Genomic DNA, 19,811 nt, shown 5'->3' with positions numbered 1-19,811 from the left:
TAATTCCCGGTCTTACATAACGTACAGGCATATAGATTTATTCCCAAAATGCCGGGGGCCGCATCAAACGGCAAGTAAACCCATCCCGCAGGGCCAACATGGGCCCATAAGCCGGGTGAGTGAGCGTAGCCAATACGAAGGCGGCTTTATGCATGAGGGAAAAAGTTGCGTGATTTTTATGAACACCGTCGCGTCAGGGAATGGGCGGGACGGTGTCAGAATAGGGGTTCATTTTGGATATGCGCAGACAGTTGGCCCGCCTCACCGGGTTGGTATTATTGGCAATGTGTTGGGCGCCGTTAAGCTGGGCCGCACAGGGATGGCAACCGCTGGCGGAAAAGATCAATAAAAGCGAACAGGATCCGCGGCATTATCAGGCGATCAAGCTGGCGAACGGCATGACGGTGCTGCTGGTGTCCGACGCCCTGGCGCCGAAATCGCTGGCGGCACTGGCGCTGCCGGTCGGTTCGCTGGAGGATCCGAACAGCCAGCTTGGGCTGGCTCACTATCTGGAACACATGGTGCTGATGGGTTCCAAGCGCTATCCGCAGCCGGAAAATCTGTCGGAATTCCTGAAAAAGCACGGCGGCAGCCACAACGCCAGCACCGCTTCCTACCGCACCGCTTTCTATCTGGAAGTGGAAAACGACGCGCTGGAACCGGCGGTCGATCGCATGGCGGATGCCATTGCGGAACCGCTGCTGGAGCCGGGCAATGCCGATCGTGAACGCAATGCGGTCAATGCCGAACTGACGATGGCGCGTTCGCGCGATGGCATGCGCATGGCGCAGGTCGGGGCGGAAACGCTGAACCCGGCGCACCCGAGCGCGCGCTTCTCCGGCGGCAACCTCGATACCCTGAAGGACAAACCGGGCAGCAAGCTGCACGACGAACTGACCGATTTCTACAAGCGCTATTACTCGGCCAATCTGATGATGGGCGTGCTGTACGGCAACCAGTCGTTGCCGCAGCTGGCGGAAATTGCAGCCAAAACCTTTGGCCGGGTGGCGAATCATGACGCCAGCGTGCCGCCGATCACCGTGCCGGCCGTAACGCCGGAGCAGCAGGGCATCATTATTCACTACGTGCCGGCTCAGCCGCGCAAACAGCTGAAGGTCGAGTTCCGCATCGACAACAACAGCGCGGCATTCCGCAGTAAAACGGATACCTACATCGGCTACCTGATTGGCAACCGCAGTAAAAACACGCTGTCCGACTGGCTGCAGCAGCAGGGCCTGGCGGATGCGATCAACGCCGGCGCCGATCCCATGGTCGACCGCAACGGCGGCGTGTTCTCGATCAGCGTGTCGCTGACCGACAAAGGCCTGGCCAGGCGTGACGACGTGGTAGCCGCCATTTTCAACTACCTGAAAATGCTGCGCAGCGAAGGCATCAAACAAAGCTACTTTGACGAGATCTCGCACGTCCTGAACCTGGATTTCCGCTATCCGTCGATCACGCGCGACATGGATTACATCGAATGGCTGGTGGACACCATGCTGCGCGTGCCGGTCGAGCACACGCTGGACGCACCTTATCTGGCGGATCGCTATGACGCCAAGGCGATCGCCGAGCGTCTTGACGCCATGACGCCGCAAAATGCGCGCGTCTGGTTTGTCAGCCCGAATGAGCCGCACAACAAGATGGCCTACTTCGTCAACGCGCCTTATCAGGTGGATAAAATCACGCCGCAGCGCTTTGAGCAGTGGCAGCAGTTGGGCAAGGGCATTTCCCTGTCGTTGCCGACGCTGAATCCGTATATTCCGGATGATTTTACCCTGACCAAGCCGTCTCACGCGTTCAAGAAGCCGGAAATGGTGGTGGATCAGCCGGGCCTGCGCGTGCTGTACATGCCGAGCCGATACTTTGCCGATGAGCCTAAGGCGGACGTTACCGTCGCCTTCCGCAACGCCAAAACCATGGACTCCGCCCGCAATCAGGTGCTGTTCTCTTTGACCGACTATCTGGCCGGCATTGCGCTCGATCAGCTGAGCTATCAGGCATCGGTAGGCGGTTTAAGCTTCTCCACCTCGCCGAACAACGGCCTGATGTTTAACGCCAACGGTTTTACCCAGCGCCTGCCGCAGCTGCTGACCTCGCTGATTGAAGGCTACTCCAGCTTCACCCCGACCGAAGAGCAGCTGGCGCAGGCCAAGTCCTGGTATCTGGAGCAGCTGGATGCGGCCGAGAAGGGCAAGGCGTTTGAACTGGCGATCCAGCCGGTGCAGATGATTTCGCGCGTGCCTTATTCGGAGCGCAGTGAGCGCCGCGAGGTGCTGAAAACCCTGACGCTGAAAGACGTGCTGGCTTACCGCGACAGCCTGCTGGCCGAAGCGACGCCGGAGCTGCTGGTGGTGGGCAACATGAGCAAGCAGCAGGTTGACACCCTGGCCTCGACGCTGAAGCATCGCCTGGGCTGCACCGGCGTTGAGTGGTGGCACGGCGAAGACGTGGTGGTGGACAAAAAACGGCTGGCCAACCTGCAGCGCGCGGGCAGCAGCACCGACTCGGCGCTGGCGGCGGTCTATGTGCCGACCGGCTACGATGAAGTGGCCGGCATGGCCTACAGCTCGCTGCTGGGGCAGATTATCCAGCCGTGGTTCTACAGCCAGCTGCGCACCGAAGAACAGCTGGGCTATGCGGTATTCGCCTTCCCGATGTCGGTAGGCCGCCAGTGGGGCGTAGGCTTCCTGCTGCAGAGCAACAGCAAGCAGCCGGGCTATCTGTACCAGCGCTATCAGGACTTCTACCCGAAAACGGAGCAACGCCTGCGCGCGATGAGCGAGGCGGACTTTGAGCAATACAAACAGGCGCTGATCAACGAACTGAAGCAGCGGCCGCAAACCCTGAGCGAAGAAGCCAGCCGCTTCGCCAACGACTTCGACCGCGGCAATTTCGCCTTTGATACCCGCCAGAAGCTGATCGCGCAGGTCAAGCAGCTGACGCCGGCCAAACTGGCGGACTTCTTCCATCAGGCGGTGATCGCGCCGCAGGGGCTGGCGGTGCTGTCGCAGGTTAGCGGCAGCGGCCAGGACAAGGCGGACTATGCCGAGCAGAAGGGCTGGGTCACTTATCCTGACGCCTCCGCATTGCAGCACGTTCTGCCGCGCAAGGTGGCGACGCCATGACAGACACGGCCCCGCAGAGGCTTGATCCGCAGACGCTGCCGCTGTTTGGCGAGCGGCTGATAGAAGCGTCGGCGGGGACCGGCAAAACCTTCACCATCGGCGCGCTGTATCTGCGCCTGTTATTGGGGTTGGGGCGGGAGGCGGCATTCCCCCGGCCGCTGACGGTCGAAGAGATCCTGGTGGTGACCTTTACCGAGGCCGCCACCGAGGAGCTGCGCGGGCGCATACGCGCCAATATCCACGGGCTGCGCATCGCCTGCGTGCGCGGTAAAAGCGATAACCCCTTGTTTACCGCGCTGATGGCTGAAATCGACGATCGGGCCGACGCCGCCGCGCAGCTGCTGGCGGCCGAACGGCAGATGGACGAAGCGGCGATTTACACCATTCACGGCTTCTGCCAGCGTATGCTGACCCACAACGCCTTCGAATCCGGCATGCTGTTTGAGCAAACTCTGGTGCAGGATGAGTTGCCGCTGCGTCGGCAGGCCTGCGCGGACTTCTGGCGCCGCCACTGCTACCCGCTGCCGCTGGGCGTCGCCCGTGCGGTCAGTCAGGAGTGGAGCGGCCCGGAAGCGCTGCTGGCCGATCTTTCCGGCTACCTGCACGGTGAGGCGCCCCGGCTGCGCCAGCCGCCGAAAGACGGCGAAACGGTGCTGATGCGCCACGAACAAATCGTGGCGCGCATCGACGCCATCAAGGCGCAGTGGCGGGCGGCGGGCTCCCTGGAGGCGTTGATCGGCCAGTCCGGCGTCGACAAGCGCAGCTACAGCAGCAAGCACCTGCCGAACTGGCTGACCAAGGTCGGCGAGTGGGCCGCACAGGAAACCCAGGACTACCAGCTGCCGAAGGAGCTGGATAAATTCCGCCAGTCGGTGCTGCTGGAAAAAACCAAAAAGGGCGAACCGCCGCGTCACCCGCTGTTCAGCGCGATCGATGAACTGTTTGCCGAGCCCCTGACGCTGCGTGACCTGATCATGGCGCGCGCGCTCAGTGAAATTCGCACCTCCATTCAGCAGGAAAAGCGCCAGCGCGCCGAGCTGGGCTTTGACGACCTGCTGAGCCGGCTGGACAGCGCCTTGCAGAGCGGCGGCGGCGAGCAACTGGCGCAGGCGATCCGTCAACGTTATCCGGTGGCGATGATCGACGAATTTCAGGATACCGACCCGCAGCAATATCGCATCTTCCAAAAGATTTATGTCGGCCGGCCGGACTGCGGCCTGCTGCTGATCGGCGATCCGAAGCAGGCGATATACGCCTTCCGCGGCGCCGACATCTTCACCTATATGCGCGCCCGTTCCGATGTGAACGCCCACTACACGCTTGACACCAACTGGCGCTCGTCTCCGATGATGATCGCCAGCGTCAACCAGCTGTTTTCTCAGGTGGATAAGCCGTTCCTGTTCGACCAAATTCCCTTTATCGAGGTCAGTGCGGCGGAAAAGAACCAAGGGCTGGCGTTTGAACTGCATGACAAGCCGCAGCCGGCGATGCAGTTTTGGCTGCAGCAGGGCGAGGGCGTGGGGGTAAGTGATTACCAACAAATGATGGCGCGCCTGTGCGCCGCGCAAATCCGCGACTGGCTCGGCGCCGGGCAGCGGGAACAAGCCTGGCTGAACGACGGTAAAAACCGGCGACCGGTGCAGGCCTCGGACATCACGGTGCTGGTGCGCAGCCGCAACGAGGCGGCGCTGGTGCGCGATGCGCTCAGCGCGCTGTCCATTCCGTCTGTCTATCTCTCCAACCGCGACAGCGTTTTCGACACGCCGGAAGCCAAGGACCTGCTGTGGCTGTTGCAGGCGGTGCTGGCGCCGGAGCAGGAGCGCACGCTGCGCAGCGCCATGGCCACCGGCCTGATGGGGCTGGATGCGCCTACGCTGGACGGCCTGAGCCGCGACGAACGGGCCTGGGACGCGCTGGTGGTCGAGTTTGACCAATACCGTACCCAGTGGCTGCGCCGCGGCGTGTTGCCGATGCTGAGCGAGGTGATGAAGCGCCGCCAGCTGGCGGAGAACCTGTTGGCCAGCCCCGGCGGCGAACGGCGCCTGACCGACGTGCTGCATCTGGGCGAGCTGTTGCAGGAGGCCGCCGCGCAGCTCGACAGCGAACACGCGCTGGTGCGCTGGCTGGCGCAGCAAATTGCCCAGCCCAACCGCCAGTCCGATAACCAGCAACTGCGGCTGGAAAGCGATCGCCATCTGGTGCAGGTGATCACCATCCACAAATCCAAAGGCCTGGAGTTCGATCTGGTGTGGCTGCCGTTCGTCGGCAATTTCCGCCAGCAGCAGCAGGCGCTGTATCACGATCGCCACAGCTTCCAGGCGCTGCTGGACCTCAACGCCAACGAAGAGAGCCAGGCCTGGGCGGAAGAAGAACGGCTGGCGGAAGATTTGCGCTTGCTGTACGTGGCGCTGACCCGCTCGGTGTACCACTGCAGCATCGGCATTGCGCCGCTGATCCAGGGCACCCGCAAGAAGCAGGGCGACACCGATCTGCACCGCAGCGCGCTGGGTTATCTGGTGCAGGCCGGGCAAGCCGGCGATGCGCTTTATCTGCATGAGCGCCTGCAGCGGCTGGCTGGCGACGGCGTGGCGCTGGCGGTGGTCGAGACGCCGGATGAACACCCCTGGCAGCCGAACACGGCAGCCGCTGAAACGCTGGCGGCAAAACATTTCACCCGTCAAATCCAGGATTTCTGGCGGGTGACCAGCTATACCGGGCTGCAGCAGCACGGCGCCGGCCTGATGCAGGACCTGCTGCCGCGGCTGGATATCGATGCCGCGGGCGAGCAGGCCGAAGACAGTGAGCCAGCGCTCACACCGCATACCTTCCCGCGCGGCGCGGCGCCCGGCACTTTCCTGCACAGCCTGTTTGAAACCCTGGACTTCACCCAGCCGCTGGACGCAGAGTGGCTGTTGGCGCAGCTGCAGCAACAGGGCTTCGCCGACCATTGGCAGCCGGTGCTGCTGGCGTGGATGCAGGTCTTGCTCACCACGCCGCTGAACGACAGCGGCGTGACGCTGTCTGCGCTGACGCCGCAGCACAAGCAGGCCGAGCTGCAGTTTTATCTGCCGATCAACCGACCGTTGCAGGCCCCCGCGCTGGATGCGCTGGTGAAGCGTCACGATCCGCTGTCGGCCCGTTGTCCGGCGCTGGATTTCCACAAGGTGCAGGGCATGCTCAAAGGTTTTATCGATTTGGTGTTCTGCTGGCAGGGCAAATACTATCTGCTGGATTACAAATCCAACTGGCTGGGGGAGGACAGCAGCGCCTACACCCGGCCGGCGATGGAGCAGGCGATGGCGGAGCATCGCTATGACCTGCAGTACCAGCTGTATACCCTGGCGCTGCACCGTTATTTGCGCCACCGGCTGCCGGACTACGATTATCAGCGCCACTTTGGCGGCGTGATTTATCTGTTCCTGCGCGGGGTGGATGCACAACACCCGGGCAACGGCATCTTCGCCTGCCGCCCGGAACAGTCCCTGGTGGAAGGCATGGATCGGTTGTTCAGCGGCGAGACCGCCGCGTCGGAGGAGGGATCATGATCGCGCTGCTGGAGCAGGCGGTGGCGCTCGGCGTACTGCGGCCGCTGGATGTGCAATTCGCCCGCGTGGTGGCGACCGAAGACCAACCCGATATTCTGCTGGCCGCCGCCTGCCTGAGCGCCGAGGCGGGGGCCGGGCATGTCTGCTTGATGCTGGAGCAGCTGCAGGCGGACCAGCTGTTTGAAGGGCGGCAGCCGGAACTGGCGCAGGCCGCCTGGCTGGCGGCCGGGCAACCGGACACCGCCCGCTGGCGGCAGCGCCTGACGGAAAGCGCGGCGGTGGGCGACGGCAGCGGCGCCACGCCGATGGTGCTGCAGAATCAGCGTTTGTATCTGCAGCGCATGTGGCAGAACGAAGGCGAGGTGGCGGCGTTTATCAGCGGCGACAGCGAGCATCAGGCGGTGGAGGAAGCGCAGCTGCGCGCCATTCTCGACCGGCTGTTCGGCGCCGCAGCCGATGAGCCGGACTGGCAGAAAATCGCCGCCGCGGTGGCCGCGACCCGGCGCATTGCGGTGATCTCCGGCGGGCCGGGCACCGGCAAGACCACCACCGTCGCCAAACTGCTGGCGGCGCTGGTGCAGCTTGGCGAAGGCGAACGGCTGCGCATTCAGTTGGCGGCGCCGACCGGCAAGGCGGCGGCGCGGTTGACCGAATCACTGGGCAGCGCCAGCCGAAAACTGGCGTTGACGCCGGCGCAGCAGGCGCTGTTCCCGACGGAGGCGGCGACGCTGCACCGGCTGCTGGGCGCACAGGCGAACAGCCAGCGCATGCGCTACCATCGCGGCAATCCGCTGCATCTGGACGTGCTGGTGGTGGATGAGGCCTCGATGGTCGATCTGCCGATGATGGCGCGCCTGATCGCCGCCTTGCCGGAGCAGGCGCGGGTGATTTTCCTCGGCGACCGCGATCAGCTGGCCTCGGTGGAGGCCGGTGCGGTGCTGGGCGATATTTGCCGTTTCGCCGAGCAAGGGTACAGCGACGCACGCGCGGCGGAGCTTACCCGGTTGACCGGCTATCGGTTACAGGGGCGGCCGGCGCAGGCGGAAGCGGCGGTGCGCGACAGCCTGTGCCTGCTGCGCAGGAGCTATCGTTTTGACGCCAATTCCGGCATCGGCCAGCTGGCGCAGGCGGTTAACGCCGGCGATGGCGAGCGGGCACGGGCGGCGATCGGCGGGCGTTTCAGCGACGTCGCCGGTTATCCGCTGGCGACCACCGAAGAATATCAGGCGCTGCTGGATATGTGCGTGGCGGGCTATCGCGATTACCTGAAGCGGGTGGCCGGGGGGGCCGATGCCGTGGAGGTGCTGGCGGCGTTTGGTCATTTCCAGGTGCTGTGCGCGCTGCGCGAGGGGCCGTTCGGCGTCGCCGGGCTGAACGAACGCATCGAGGTCGGGCTGCAGCGCGCCGGGTTAATCCAGCGCCCGCCGGCGGCGTTAGGGCGCTGGTATCCGGGGCGGCCGGTGATGATCGGGCGCAACGACAGCGCGCTGGGATTATTCAACGGCGATATCGGCATCGCATTGCGCGATGAGAGCGGCGATCTGCGCGTGCATTTTCAATTGCCCGACGGCAGCATCAAGTCGGTGCAGCCCAGCCGCCTGCCGGCGCATGAAACAGCCTATGCGATGACGGTGCACAAGTCTCAGGGCTCGGAGTTCGATCATACGGTGCTGGTGCTGCCCAATCATTTCCTGCCGGTATTGACCCGTGAGCTGGTGTATACCGCGATCACCCGGGCGCGCAGGCAGCTTTCGCTGTACGCCGCCGATGGGGTGCTGATGAAAGCGATCCGCACGCCAACCCAGCGGCGCAGCGGGTTGGCCGAGCGTTTGCAGCGCGCCGACTAAACGGCGGAAGGGCGCAGCGCCGCCGCGCCCGCAGAAATTACAGGTCCGCCAGCAGAATTTTGGAGCGGCGCTGGTAGTTGTACAGCGCTTGTTTTTGCATCGGCAGCACGTCGACCTCCGCCGGCGTGAAGCCGCGCTCCTGGAACCAGTGGATGCTGCGGGTCGTCAGTACGAACAGCTTCTGCAGGCCCATTTGCCGCGCCTGATTTTCCACCCGCTGCAGCAGCATTTCACCGCGCGATGAGCTGCGGTAGTCCGGGTGCACCGCCACGCAGGCCATCTCGCCGATTTTTTCTTCCGGGAACGGGTACAGCGCCGCGCAGGCGATGGTCAGGTTGTCGCGCTCGATAATGGTGAACTTGTCGATTTCCATCTCCAGCTGCTCACGCGAGCGGCGCACCAGTATGCCTTGTTGCTCGAGCGGACGAATAAGCTCGAGGATGCCGCCGATGTCGTTAATCGTCGCCCGGCGCACCTGTTCGGCGCTCTCCATCACGATTTGGGTGCCGATACCGTCGCGCGAGAACAGTTCCTGCACCAGCGCGCCGTCTTCCTGATAGCTGATCAGGTGGCTGCGGCGCACGCCGCTGCGGCAGGCCTTAACCGCGCCGCGCAGGAAGCGCACGGTGCCGGAGTGATAGTCGCCGCTCTCTTCCAGCGCTTCGATGCGTTTTTGCGCGTCGTTGGGGAACAGTTCGGAAATGATATCGCCTGCCTGATCGGTGACCCCCTGCGACGAACAGAAGCCGATCATTTTTTCCGCCTTCAGCTTGATCGCCAGCTGGGTGGCGACCTCTTCCGAGGTGAGGTTAAAGCTTTCACCGGTCACCGACACCGCTACCGGGCCGATCAGCACGATGGCGTTGCTGTCGAGCTGGCGGTGGATGGCTTCTTCGTCGATGCGGCGAATGCGCCCGCTGTGGCAGTAATCCACGCCGTCATCGATGCCCAGCGGTTGGGCGATGATAAAGTTGCCGCTGACCACGTTGATGTGCGCGCCCTGCAGCGGGGTATTGTTGAGGCTCATCGACAGCCGGGCGGTGATGTCCAGCTGCAGCAGCCCGGCGGCCTGCTTGACCAGCTCGAGCGTCGGGGCGTCGGTAACCCGGGTATGCTTGTGATAAATCGGTTCGAGGTTATGCTGCGCCAGATTGCTGTCGATCTGCGGCCGCGCGCCATAAACCACCACCAGACGAATGCCCAGGCTATGCAGCAGCCCGATATCGTTGACGATGTTGGAGAAATTCTCATGTTCGATGGCTTCCCCGCCGAGCATGACGACGAACGTCTTGCCGCGGTGGGCGTTGATATAGGGAACTGAGTGACGGAATCCTTGAACCAGCTCTGTACTACGTTCCTTCACGGCCAAACCTCTTTTGCATATTTATACGATATTTTTGTATTTTTATTCTTTTCTTGGCCCAATGGCAAGCGGGAAATTATCTCAATTCTCTCGCTAAGGGCGCTGAATCGTTAATAAATTGAAAAACCATAAAAAGATTTTCTGGTGACAGGGCTGGCATGATTGGTTAAAGTTTTCGGCATTCCCGTTTGACCGGTGTTTTTTTCATCTGTTGTAATCTGTTATCACTGCCGGAGTCGCATGCCAAACTCAAATCACAATCTGGGCCGCCGTCGTTTATTGCAGGGGGTTGCCGCCAGCTGGTTGCTGAGTGTGAGTCGCGTAGGCTTCGCCGCATCGTCACACGTGATCGCCGTGCGCGTCTGGCCTTCTTCTACCTATACCCGCGTCACGCTCGAATCTAACGTTGAACTGAAATACAAACAGTTTGCGTTGACCAATCCCGACCGCGTGGTGGTGGATATCGAAGGCGTGCACCTCAACAGCGTGCTCAAGGGCATTGTCGGCCAGGTTCGCGCCGACGATCCCTATCTCAAACAGGCGCGGGTTGGCCAGTTCGATCAAAACACCGTGCGGCTGGTGCTGGAGCTTAAGCAAAGCGTCAGTCCGCATATGTTCTCGCTGGCGCCGGTACCGGAGTATCGCAACCGCCTGGTGATGGACCTCTATCCCACCAAGGGCGGCGGCGGCGGCGAGGAGTATGATCCGCTATTGGCGTTACTGGAAGATTACAACAAGGGCGATCTGGAGCGCACGCTGCCGGCGGAAGCGCCGCAGGCCGGCAAGGCGGGGCGCGACCGGCCGATCGTCATCATGCTGGATCCCGGCCACGGCGGTGAAGATCCCGGCGCCATCGGCAAGTTTAAAACGCGCGAGAAGGACATCGTGCTGCAGATTGCCCGCAAGCTGAGCGCGTTGATCAAGCGCGAACCGAATATGAAGGTATTCATGACCCGCAACGACGACGTGTTCATTCCGCTCAAGGTGCGCGTCGCCAAGGCGCGCAAGCAGCGCGCCGACCTGTTCGTTTCCATTCACGCCGACGCCTTCACCAGCCGGGCGGCGCGCGGCTCCTCGGTGTTTGCGCTGTCGACCAAGGGCGCCACCAGCTCGGCGGCCAAGTTCCTGGCGCAGACCCAGAACGCCTCGGACCAGATCGGCGGCGTCAGCAAGAGCGGCGATCGCTATCTCGATCACACCATGTTCGATCTGATCCAGACCGCCACCATTAACGACAGCCTGAAATTCGGCAAGGAAGTGCTGAACCGGATGGGCAAAATTAACCGTTTGCATAAGAATCGCGTCGATCAGGCCGGTTTTGCGGTGTTGAAAGCGCCGGACATCCCGTCGATTCTGGTCGAGACGGCGTTCATCAGCAACATAGAAGAAGAGCGCAAGCTGCGCACCAGCCATTTTCAGCAGCAGGTGGCGGAGTCGATTCTGGCGGGGATCAAGGCGTATTTCGCCAACGGCGGCGCGCTGGCGGGCAGATAACCTTGGGGCCGGGTGCAGGCCTGGCCGGCTTCGGCGGATTTCAGATACAAAAAAACACCCTTGAGGGTGCTTATCTGTTGTTATCAAGATTGGTTGCGGAGGCCGGATTTGAACCGACGACCTTCGGGTTATGAGCCCGACGAGCTACCAGGCTGCTCCACCCCGCGTCCGTCTTGATACCGTATTATCGAAACCCACCTTTCATGTGATACCGCTGGTACGGTATCGGTTGGTTGCGGGGGCCGGATTTGAACCGACGACCTTCGGGTTATGAGCCCGACGAGCTACCAGGCTGCTCCACCCCGCGTCCGTATAATACTTTTTCATCGAATCCAACCTGTTATCTGATACCGCCGTTGCAGTATCGGTTGGTTGCGGAGGCCGGATTTGAACCGACGACCTTCGGGTTATGAGCCCGACGAGCTACCAGGCTGCTCCACCCCGCGTCCGATGGATGCGCACTATACTCTCCGTGCATTTTGTTGCAAACCCTTTTTGCTATTTATTGGGTTAAACCCGTTTTTCTGCTGAAATTGCCCGCAATTTGCGTTCTTTTTCATCATTATTCTCTGGGCGGTTTTTTTTATTTGCAGCGATTCCTTTATCAAGGAGCCTTTGTTATCGTTCAGCCGGTTGATCATATTAGTTTGAGAGCGTGCGCGATGAAAGGACGTTGGGGCAAATACCTGCTGGGCGGGTTAATGGTGGCGGTGCTGGCGGGGTGTTCGTCCAAGCCGACCGATCGTGGGCAGCAATATAAGGACGGCCGGCTGGAGCAGTCGCTGGAGTTGGTCAATCAGCCCAACGCCAAAGGCGTGCCGGTTAACGCCAGGGATTACTCGAGTCAGCTGATGGAGATCAAGTACGCCTCTCCTTCGCTCTTCAACCGCAATACCACCACCTTCCAGGCGGTGCAAAACTGGATGGCCGCGGGCGCTGATACCCGGCAACTGAGCCAGTACGGCCTCAGCGCTTACCAGATGGAAGGGGTGGACAACTACGGCAACGTGCAGTTTACCGGCTACTACACGCCGGTGGTGCAGGCGCGCTACACCCAACAGGGCGAGTTCCGTTATCCGCTGTACCGCATGCCGCCGAAGGGCCGGGGCCGCCTGCCGGATCGCGCGGGCATTTATTCCGGCGCGCTGGACGACCGCTATATCATCGCTTACACCAACTCGCTGATGGACAACTTTATGATGGAAGTCCAGGGCAGCGGCTACGTGGACTACGGCAACGGTCAGCCGTTGGTGTTCTTCGGCTACGGCGGCAAGAACGGCCACGCTTACCGCAGCATCGGCAAGGTGTTGATCGACCGCGGCGAAGTGGCCAAGGCGGATATGTCGATGCAGGCGATCCGCCAGTGGGCCGATAGCCACAGCGCGGCGGAAGTGCGCGAGCTGCTGGAGCAGAATCCGTCCTTCGTGTTCTTCAGGCCGGAATCTTTCGCGCCGGTGAAAGGCGCCAGCGCGGTGCCATTGATCGCCAAGGCCTCGGTGGCCTCCGACCGTTCGCTGATCCCGGCGGGCACCACGCTGCTGGCCGAAGTGCCGCTGCTGGACAACAAGGGCAAATTCACGGGAAAATATGAAATGCGCCTGATGGTCGCGCTGGACGTCGGCGGCGCCATCAAGGGCCAGCACTTTGACATGTACCAGGGCATCGGGCCGGACGCCGGCCACTCGGCGGGTTACTATAACCACTATGGCCGCGTCTGGGTGCTGAAAGGCTCCGGTGGCGCGCAGCTGTTCAGCGCCAAGCCGCAGAACAACGGCGGTTCGTTGCTGGTTACCCGCTAACGGTGAAGTCGCCGCAACGATATTGACCCGCAAGGGCCGGATCTTCCGGCCCTTATCATTTGCACTACGAAGGTAATTAACGCGTTATGAGCACAGCTTATTCAGAAGCCTATCTGCAGCGGTTTGGCGGCACGGCACGGTTGTACGGTCAGCAGGCGTTGGCGCTGTTCGTCCAGGCTCACGTCTGCGTGATCGGCATCGGCGGCGTGGGCTCCTGGGCGGCCGAGGCGTTGGCGCGCACCGGCATCGGCGCCATTACCCTGATCGACATGGATGACGTCTGCGTCACCAACACCAACCGCCAGATCCATGCGCTGCGCCAGCACGTAGGCCAGTCGAAAACCGAGGTGATGGCCGAGCGCATTCTGACGATAAATCCGGAATGCCGCGTGACCTGCGTCGACGATTTCATCACCCCGGACAACGTCGCCGAGCTGCTGGACCATAACTTCAGCTATGTCATCGACGCGATCGACAGCGTACGGCCGAAGGCGGCGCTGCTGTCTTATTGCCGGCGCTACAAGATACCGGTGGTGACCACCGGCGGCGCCGGCGGGCAGATTGACCCGACCAAAATCGAGGTGGCCGATCTGGCGAAAACCGTCCAGGATCCGCTGGCGGCCAAGCTGCGCGAGCGGTTGAAGCATGACTTCAACGTGGTGAAAAACGGCAAGGGCAAACTGGGCATCGACTGCGTATTTTCCAGCGAACCGCTGGTTTATCCGCAGCCGGACGGTTCGGTGTGCGCCTCGCGCAGCACGGCGGAGGGGCCGAAACGCATGGACTGCAGCGCGGGATTTGGCGCGGCGACCATGGTCACCGCCACCTTTGGCTTTGTCGCGGTGTCCCATGCGTTGAAGAAGATGGTGGCCAAGGCGGCGCGTCAGGCGTAGCGGGCGGCGATCGTCTGCACGCCGGCGGCCAGCGCCGCCAGCCCGCTGGCGCGGGTGGCGCTGAGCTGGTTGCGCAAGTTCAATTGCTCGAACAGCGCCAGCGGATCCAGCGCCGTAATCTGCTGCGGCGTTTTGCCTTCCACCGCGGTCAGCAATACCGCCAGCAGGCCGCGCACGATGCGGCCTTCGCTGTCGCCGTAGAAGTGCAGCGTGCCGTCGGCCAGCCGCTGATGCCCCAGCCACACCCGGTTCTCACAGCCGCTCAGCTCTATTTCCGTATCCCGCAGCGCCTCCGGCAGCGGCGGCAGCCGCTTCGCCAGCATAATCAGTTGGCGATAGCGATCTTCCCACTGCTTTTGCGCGGTAAAGGCGGCGATCAGCGCCTCGGCGGTGATTTCACGGCCAAAGGGGTGGGGGGCTATCATGGCGTCTCCGGTCATCGGTTTAGTCGGCCAGCAGGTCGATGGCGTTGACCAGTGCGGCCACCAGCGCGTCGACGTCCTGCCGAGAATTATAGGGCGCAAAGGAGGCGCGCAGGGTGCCGCTGACGCCCAACGCGGTCATCAGCGGCTGGGCGCAGTGCTGGCCCGCGCGCAGCGCGATGCCCTGTTCCGCCAGCAGCGTGACGATATCGCTGTGGTGGACGCCGGCGATATCGAACGCCAGCAGGCTGGAGCCTGAACAGCGGAAGCTGCGAAAGCCAGGCAGCCGCGTCAGCCGCTGTTCGGCCTGGTCCGCCAGGCCGCGGCTGTAGGCCTCGGCAGCCGCCAGATCCTGGCCGCCCAACCAGCTCAGCGCGGCGGCCAACCCCAGCACGCCGGCGATGTTCGGCGTGCCGGCTTCGAAGCGGTGCGGGGTTTTTTGCGGCGTAAAGCCGTCAAACGACGCCTGGAGCAGCATTTTGCCGCCGCCCTGCCAGGGCGCCATCTGCGCCAGCAGGTCACTTTTGCCATACAGCGCGCCGATGCCGGTCGGGCCATAGAGTTTGTGGCCGGAGAAGGCGTAGAAATCGATATCGAGCCGCTGAACGTCGGCCGGGCAGTGCACGATGCCCTGGGCGCCGTCGATCATCACGCGCGCGCCTGCGTCGTGGGCCAGAGAGATGGCCTGCGCCAGCGCCGGGCAGCCGCCGGTGACGTTGGACATCTGCCCCAGCGCCAGCAGGCGCGTGTTGTCGGTGAGCAAGGCGGGCAGCAGGCTCAGGTCCGGCAGGCGATCGGCGCCGATCGGCAGCTTCACCACCCGGGCGCCGGTTTGTTCCGCCACCATCAGCCAGGGGATCAGGTTGGCGTGGTGCTCGGCTTCGCTCACCAGAATTTCGTCGCCCGGCTGCAGACGCGGGCGCGCATAGCTCTGCGCCACCAGGTTGATCGCCTCGGTGGTGCCGCGCGTCCAGACAATGTCATCGGCCGAAGGCGCATTGATCAGTGCGGCCACCTGGCTGCGCGCGTGCTCAAAACGGGCGGTCAGATCCTGCGCCGCCCGGTGCTGGCTGCGGTGCACGGTCGCGGCGTCGTCGCGGTAAAATTGCTGCGTGGCGTCGATCACCGCCTGCGGTTTTAACGCGGTGGCGGCGCTGTCCAGGTAGATCCCGTCCTGCGCGAGGGCGGGAAACTGCTGGCGAAAAATGCTGGGGTTAAAAGGCGTCATACCCTGATTGTCACTGGCTTGAGTCGATGGCTGATCCTGTCCTATTTTGCCGCCGGAGACAAGTTATCCCGCTCATTAGGACTTATCGCCTGGCAATCTCCGTAAGGTTTGTTATGCTGTTGATTGCGCGCTAAATGATAGCGTTGAATAACATAAAGGGTTTTTCACAGCATTTAAAACTACAAGGAGTCCACAATGAAGAAAACAGCCGCAGTTATCTCTGCCCTGATGCTTACGTTCACTCTGGCAGCCTGCTCCAGCAACTACGTGATGCATACCAATGACGGCCGCACCATTGTCGCTGACGGCAAACCTAAAGTGGACAACGACACCGGCATGATCAGCTATCAGGACGCCAACGGCGTTGAGCAGCAGATCAACCGTGCCGACGTGAAAGAAATGGTCGAAAGCGACCAGTAAACGTCAGGCAAAAAAAAGCACCGCAAATCTTGCGGTGCTGCATAAAATCACTATGGACAGACAGGGTAAATGTACAGGAAGTGAAAAAACAGTAGCTTAGCTACCACGTCCGGATTGCCGGACAATTTGCAAACACAACATCACAACCACAAGCCAAAAGTTCATCGGCGTCCTCGACACCCAATCCCTTTTCGTTCCGGCCCGGGAAGTGCCGCCACTATAGGTATTTGCTGGCGCATCCTCAACGGACAAATTATAATGGCTCGGATTAAAAAAACTAATGGCAATAGTTTGTTATACTCAACCCATGGCGTGCCACACAACGCCGCCTGATTTTTGACGCCGAATCATTCGGATTATTGTTACACAAAAGTAGCTAATTAATGTCTAAACGCTTACCCCCCCTTAATGCGCTGCGCGTTTTCGATGCGGCCGCCCGTCATCTGAGCTTTACCAAAGCGGCTGAGGAGCTGTTTGTGACCCAGGCCGCGGTGAGCCACCAGATCAAGTCGCTGGAGGATTTTCTCGGCCTGAAGCTGTTCCGGCGCCGCAACCGTTCGCTGTTGCTGACGGAGGAAGGGCAAAGCTACTACCTCGACATCAAGGAAATCTTTTCCTCGATCAACGAGGCGACGCGCAAGCTGCAGGCGCGCAGCGCCAAAGGGGCGCTGACCGTCAGTTTGCCGCCCAGTTTCGCCATTCAGTGGCTGGTGCCGAGGCTCTCCGGCTTTAACTCAGCTTATCCGGGCATCGACGTGCGCATCCAGGCGGTGGACCGCGAAGAAGACAAGCTGGCGGACGACGTCGACGTGGCGATTTTCTATGGCCGCGGCAACTGGCCGGGGTTGCGCGCCGAGCGTCTGTATGCGGAATATCTGCTGCCGGTGTGTTCGCCGAGCCTGTTGGCCGGCGATCATCCGTTAAAAGTGACGGACGATCTGGCTTATCATACGCTGCTGCATGATACTTCCCGCCGCGACTGGCTGGCCTATACCCGCCAACTGGGGCTGCAGCACATCAACGTGCAGCAGGGGCCGATCTTCAGCCACAGCGCCATGGTGGTGCAGGCGGCGGTGCATGGCCAGGGCGTGGCGCTGGTGAATAACGTGATGGCGCAAACCGAAATCGAGGCCGGGCGCCTGGTGTGTCCCTTCAATGATGTGCTGGTCAGTAAAAATGCTTTTTATCTGGTATGTCATGACAGCCAGGCAGAACTGGGTAAAATAGCCGCCTTCCGCCAGTGGATCCTGGCGCGGGCAGCCAGCGAGCAGGAGAAATTCCGCTTTCGCTACGAACAATAAGGCAGGTTGCCGGCAGGCAGCCGCCGATTTTCTTTTATAGGGTAAATAACGATGAGCAGCCGTTCCATGCTGATTTTTGCCGCCATCAGCGGCTTTGTGTTTGTCGCGCTGGGCGCGTTCGGCGCGCACGTATTAAGCGGTACGCTCGGCGCCAATGAAATGGCCTGGATCCGCACCGGCCTGGAATATCAGGGCTTTCATACCCTGACCATCCTGGCGTTGGCGGTGGCGATGCAGCGCCGCGTGAGCCTGTGGTTCTACTGGAGCGGGGCGCTGTTGGCGCTCGGCACCGTTTTGTTCAGCGGCAGTCTGTACTGTCTGGCGCTGTCGCACCTGAAGGTCTGGGTCTATATCACGCCGGTTGGCGGCGTATGTTTCCTGATTGGCTGGGTATTGATGTTGATTGGCGCTTTGCGTCTGAGGAAAAAGGCCGAGCGCCATGAATAAGATTGCGTTGTACTGCCGCCCCGGCTTTGAGAAAGAGTGCGCGGCGGAAATTACCGACAAGGCAGCCCAGCTGGAAGTTTTCGGCTTTGCCCGAGTGAAAGACAACAGCGGCTACGTGCTGTTTGAATGTTATCAGCCGGATGACGCCGACCGTCTGGCGCGGGAAATCCCGTTCCGCGAGCTGATTTTCGCCCGCCAGATGCTGGTGGTGGGGGAGCTGCTGCGTGACCTGCCGCCGGAAGATCGGGTATCGCCGATCGTCGGCATGCTGATCGGCGTGGTCGATCGCGGCGGCGAGCTGCGGGTGGAAGTGCCGGACACCAACGAAAGCAAAGAGCTGATGAAGTTCTGCCGCAAGCTGACGGTGCCGCTGCGCGCCGCTATGCGCGAACAGAAAGTGCTGATGGCGCGTGAGAACCCGACGCGCCCGGTGGTGCACGTGTTCTTTATCGCCCCGGGGTGCTGCTACGTCGGCTATTCCTTCAGCAACAACAACTCGCCGTTCTATATGGGCATTCCGCGCCTGCGCTTCCCGTCGGATGCGCCGAGCCGCTCCACCCTGAAGCTGGAAGAGGCGTTTCACGTCTTCATTCCCGCCGACGAGTGGGACGAACGCCTGGCCAGCGGCATGCACGCGGTCGATCTGGGCGCCTGCCCGGGCGGCTGGACCTATCAGCTGGTGAAGCGCAGCATGATGGTGCACTCGGTGGATAACGGCCCGATGGCGCCGAGCCTGATGGAGACCGGACAGGTCACCCACCACCGCGCCGACGGTTTTAAATTCGAACCGACCAGCAGCAAAATTTACTGGCTGGTGTGCGACATGGTGGAAAAACCGGCCAAGGTGACCAGCCTGATGATCCAGTGGCTGGTGAAAGGCTGGTGCCGTGAAGCCATCTTCAACCTGAAGCTGCCGATGAAAAAGCGTTACGAGGAAGTGTCGCAGAACCTGCAGAGCATCCGCGAAGCGCTGGCGGCGGCGGGCATCAGCGCCGAGGTGCATGCCAAGCAGCTGTATCACGATCGCGAAGAGATCACCGTGCACGTGCGCCGCATGTGGTCGGCCGTTCCCGGCCGGCGCGACGAGCGCGACTGATTTATCGCCAAGGGGCGCTGCGTGCAGCGCCCTTAGTTTATCGGCAAACGCAGCTGCTGCAGGTTGCCGTCCAGCGTCAGGTCGGTACGCAACGTGGCGACCCGTTTGCTGATATAAGCCAGCTCGCGGTGTTTTTGCAGTTTGCCGCGCCACTTCTCCGGCACCTGCTCCAGTTCCTGGTACAGCCCATCCAGACTTCCCCGCTGTTGCAACAACAACACCGCCGTTTTGGGGCCGATGCCGGCTACGCCGGGGATCTTGCTGCTGCCGATACCCGCCAGCCCCCAATAATCCGGCAGCTGCTGCGGTGAAACGCCGAATTCCTGTTGGACAAACGGCAGGTCCAGCCAGCGTTTCTGAAAGTAATCGCGGATCTGCACCTGCGGCGCCAGCAGTTGGCAGTAGCCTTTGTCGGTGGAAACGATGGTGACCTGATGGCCGCCGCCGGCGATTTTCGCCGTCAGCGTGGCCGCCAGATCGTCCGCTTCGTTGCCCGGCGAATGCCAGCTGGCGACGCCCAGTTCGGCGAACGCCCGGCGCAGCTGCGGCATTTCCTGCTGCAGGTTCTCCGGCATCGGCGAGCGGCCGGCCTTGTAGTCGGGCAGGATTTGGTGGCGCCAGCTCTCGCTGCGGTCGTCTTCGTCGAACACCGCCACCGCGTGCGTCGGCCGGCTGTGCTGAATCAGCTGCGCGAGCGCATGCCGGCAGGCGTTCACGCAGGGGGAACCCTGCACCGCGTGGATGCGGCGGATGAGGTTCAGGGCGTCGACAATCAGTAGATGTATCATCATGGGCTGCAAGGTCAGAAAAAAGAAGGGCGGCCGTCGC

Annotated in this window: 14 protein-coding genes and 3 tRNA genes; 10 read left to right on the top strand and 7 right to left on the bottom strand. The window is 61.9% G+C overall.

What is annotated here, in order from left to right:
* Positions 1–239 precede the first annotated feature (239 nt).
* From ptrA to recD, 3 genes are read left to right on the top strand one after another with little or no spacing between them, the layout of a single operon-like run.
* Positions 240–3,128, top strand: coding sequence for a pitrilysin (gene ptrA, locus D7I37_RS02005; protein WP_129543221.1), 2,889 nt, complete (start codon positions 240–242; stop codon positions 3,126–3,128).
* Positions 3,125–6,673 (top strand): exodeoxyribonuclease V subunit beta, encoded by a 3,549-nt coding sequence (recB, locus tag D7I37_RS02000; protein WP_129543220.1) that lies wholly within the window; start codon positions 3,125–3,127, stop codon positions 6,671–6,673. Before ptrA ends, recB begins: the two co-directional genes overlap by 4 nt.
* Positions 6,670–8,520, top strand: a complete 1,851-nt coding sequence (recD, locus tag D7I37_RS01995) for an exodeoxyribonuclease V subunit alpha (RefSeq protein WP_129543219.1) — start codon at positions 6,670–6,672, stop codon at positions 8,518–8,520. Before recB ends, recD begins: the two co-directional genes overlap by 4 nt.
* 37 nt (positions 8,521–8,557) lie before the next feature.
* Here the strand turns inward: recD and argA are convergent, their stop codons facing one another.
* Positions 8,558–9,883, bottom strand: coding sequence for an amino-acid N-acetyltransferase (gene argA / locus D7I37_RS01990; protein ID WP_061796773.1), 1,326 nt, complete (start codon positions 9,881–9,883; stop codon positions 8,558–8,560).
* Positions 9,884–10,123: 240 nt separating this feature from the next.
* Here argA and amiC point away from each other — a divergent pair, with 240 nt between their 5' ends.
* Positions 10,124–11,377 carry an N-acetylmuramoyl-L-alanine amidase AmiC gene (amiC, locus tag D7I37_RS01985; RefSeq protein WP_129543218.1) on the top strand — a complete coding sequence of 418 codons (1,254 nt, stop codon included), beginning with the start codon at positions 10,124–10,126 and terminating at the stop codon, positions 11,375–11,377.
* A gap of 90 nt (positions 11,378–11,467) precedes the next feature.
* On the opposite strand, the gene D7I37_RS01980 is transcribed toward amiC, so the two are convergent.
* The 3 genes from D7I37_RS01980 to D7I37_RS01970 form a co-directional block, all read right to left on the bottom strand.
* Positions 11,468–11,544, bottom strand: a tRNA-Met gene (locus D7I37_RS01980).
* 63 nt (positions 11,545–11,607) lie between these two features.
* A tRNA-Met gene (locus D7I37_RS01975) sits at positions 11,608–11,684 on the bottom strand.
* 62 nt (positions 11,685–11,746) lie between these two features.
* Positions 11,747–11,823, bottom strand: a tRNA-Met gene (locus tag D7I37_RS01970).
* Positions 11,824–12,039: 216 nt separating this feature from the next.
* Here D7I37_RS01970 and mltA point away from each other — a divergent pair.
* Both mltA and tcdA read left to right on the top strand, forming a co-directional pair.
* Positions 12,040–13,176 (top strand): murein transglycosylase A, encoded by a 1,137-nt coding sequence (gene mltA / locus D7I37_RS01965; RefSeq protein WP_061796767.1) that lies wholly within the window; start codon positions 12,040–12,042, stop codon positions 13,174–13,176.
* 86 nt (positions 13,177–13,262) lie between these two features.
* Positions 13,263–14,069 carry a tRNA cyclic N6-threonylcarbamoyladenosine(37) synthase TcdA gene (tcdA, locus tag D7I37_RS01960; RefSeq protein WP_129543217.1) on the top strand — a complete coding sequence of 269 codons (807 nt, stop codon included), beginning with the start codon at positions 13,263–13,265 and terminating at the stop codon, positions 14,067–14,069.
* On the opposite strand, the gene csdE is transcribed toward tcdA, so the two are convergent.
* Positions 14,060–14,494: a cysteine desulfurase sulfur acceptor subunit CsdE gene (gene csdE, locus D7I37_RS01955; protein ID WP_061796763.1), complete on the bottom strand. Its 435-nt coding sequence runs from the start codon at positions 14,492–14,494 to the stop codon at positions 14,060–14,062. The genes tcdA and csdE overlap by 10 nt on opposite strands.
* A 19-nt stretch (positions 14,495–14,513) precedes the next feature.
* The gene (csdA, locus tag D7I37_RS01950) at positions 14,514–15,719 is read right to left on the bottom strand and encodes a cysteine desulfurase CsdA (RefSeq protein WP_129543216.1); all 1,206 of its coding nucleotides are present in this window, start codon (positions 15,717–15,719) and stop codon (positions 14,514–14,516) included.
* Positions 15,720–15,914: 195 nt separating this feature from the next.
* On the opposite strand from csdA, the gene D7I37_RS01945 reads away from it, so the two are divergent.
* The 4 genes from D7I37_RS01945 (at position 15,915) to rlmM (ending at position 18,983) form a co-directional block, all read left to right on the top strand.
* Positions 15,915–16,139: a YgdI/YgdR family lipoprotein gene (locus tag D7I37_RS01945; RefSeq protein ID WP_061796759.1), complete on the top strand. Its 225-nt coding sequence runs from the start codon at positions 15,915–15,917 to the stop codon at positions 16,137–16,139.
* 383 nt (positions 16,140–16,522) lie between these two features.
* Positions 16,523–17,440 carry a transcriptional regulator GcvA gene (locus tag D7I37_RS01940; RefSeq protein WP_061796757.1) on the top strand — a complete coding sequence of 306 codons (918 nt, stop codon included), beginning with the start codon at positions 16,523–16,525 and terminating at the stop codon, positions 17,438–17,440.
* Between the two features lie 51 nt (positions 17,441–17,491).
* Positions 17,492–17,887 (top strand): DUF423 domain-containing protein, encoded by a 396-nt coding sequence (locus tag D7I37_RS01935; RefSeq protein WP_095098996.1) that lies wholly within the window; start codon positions 17,492–17,494, stop codon positions 17,885–17,887.
* Positions 17,880–18,983, top strand: a complete 1,104-nt coding sequence (gene rlmM, locus D7I37_RS01930) for a 23S rRNA (cytidine(2498)-2'-O)-methyltransferase RlmM (protein WP_095098993.1) — start codon at positions 17,880–17,882, stop codon at positions 18,981–18,983. The genes D7I37_RS01935 and rlmM overlap by 8 nt, the downstream gene beginning before the upstream one ends.
* A gap of 32 nt (positions 18,984–19,015) precedes the next feature.
* Here the strand turns inward: rlmM and xni are convergent, their stop codons facing one another.
* Positions 19,016–19,774: a flap endonuclease Xni gene (gene xni / locus D7I37_RS01925; protein WP_061796752.1), complete on the bottom strand. Its 759-nt coding sequence runs from the start codon at positions 19,772–19,774 to the stop codon at positions 19,016–19,018.
* Between the last annotated feature and the right edge of the window lie 37 nt (positions 19,775–19,811).

The organism is Serratia sp. 1D1416, from assembly GCF_003641105.1.
Classification (GTDB): domain Bacteria; phylum Pseudomonadota; class Gammaproteobacteria; order Enterobacterales; family Enterobacteriaceae; genus Serratia; species Serratia ficaria.
This window is presented reverse-complemented; position numbering and strand designations above follow the sequence as displayed.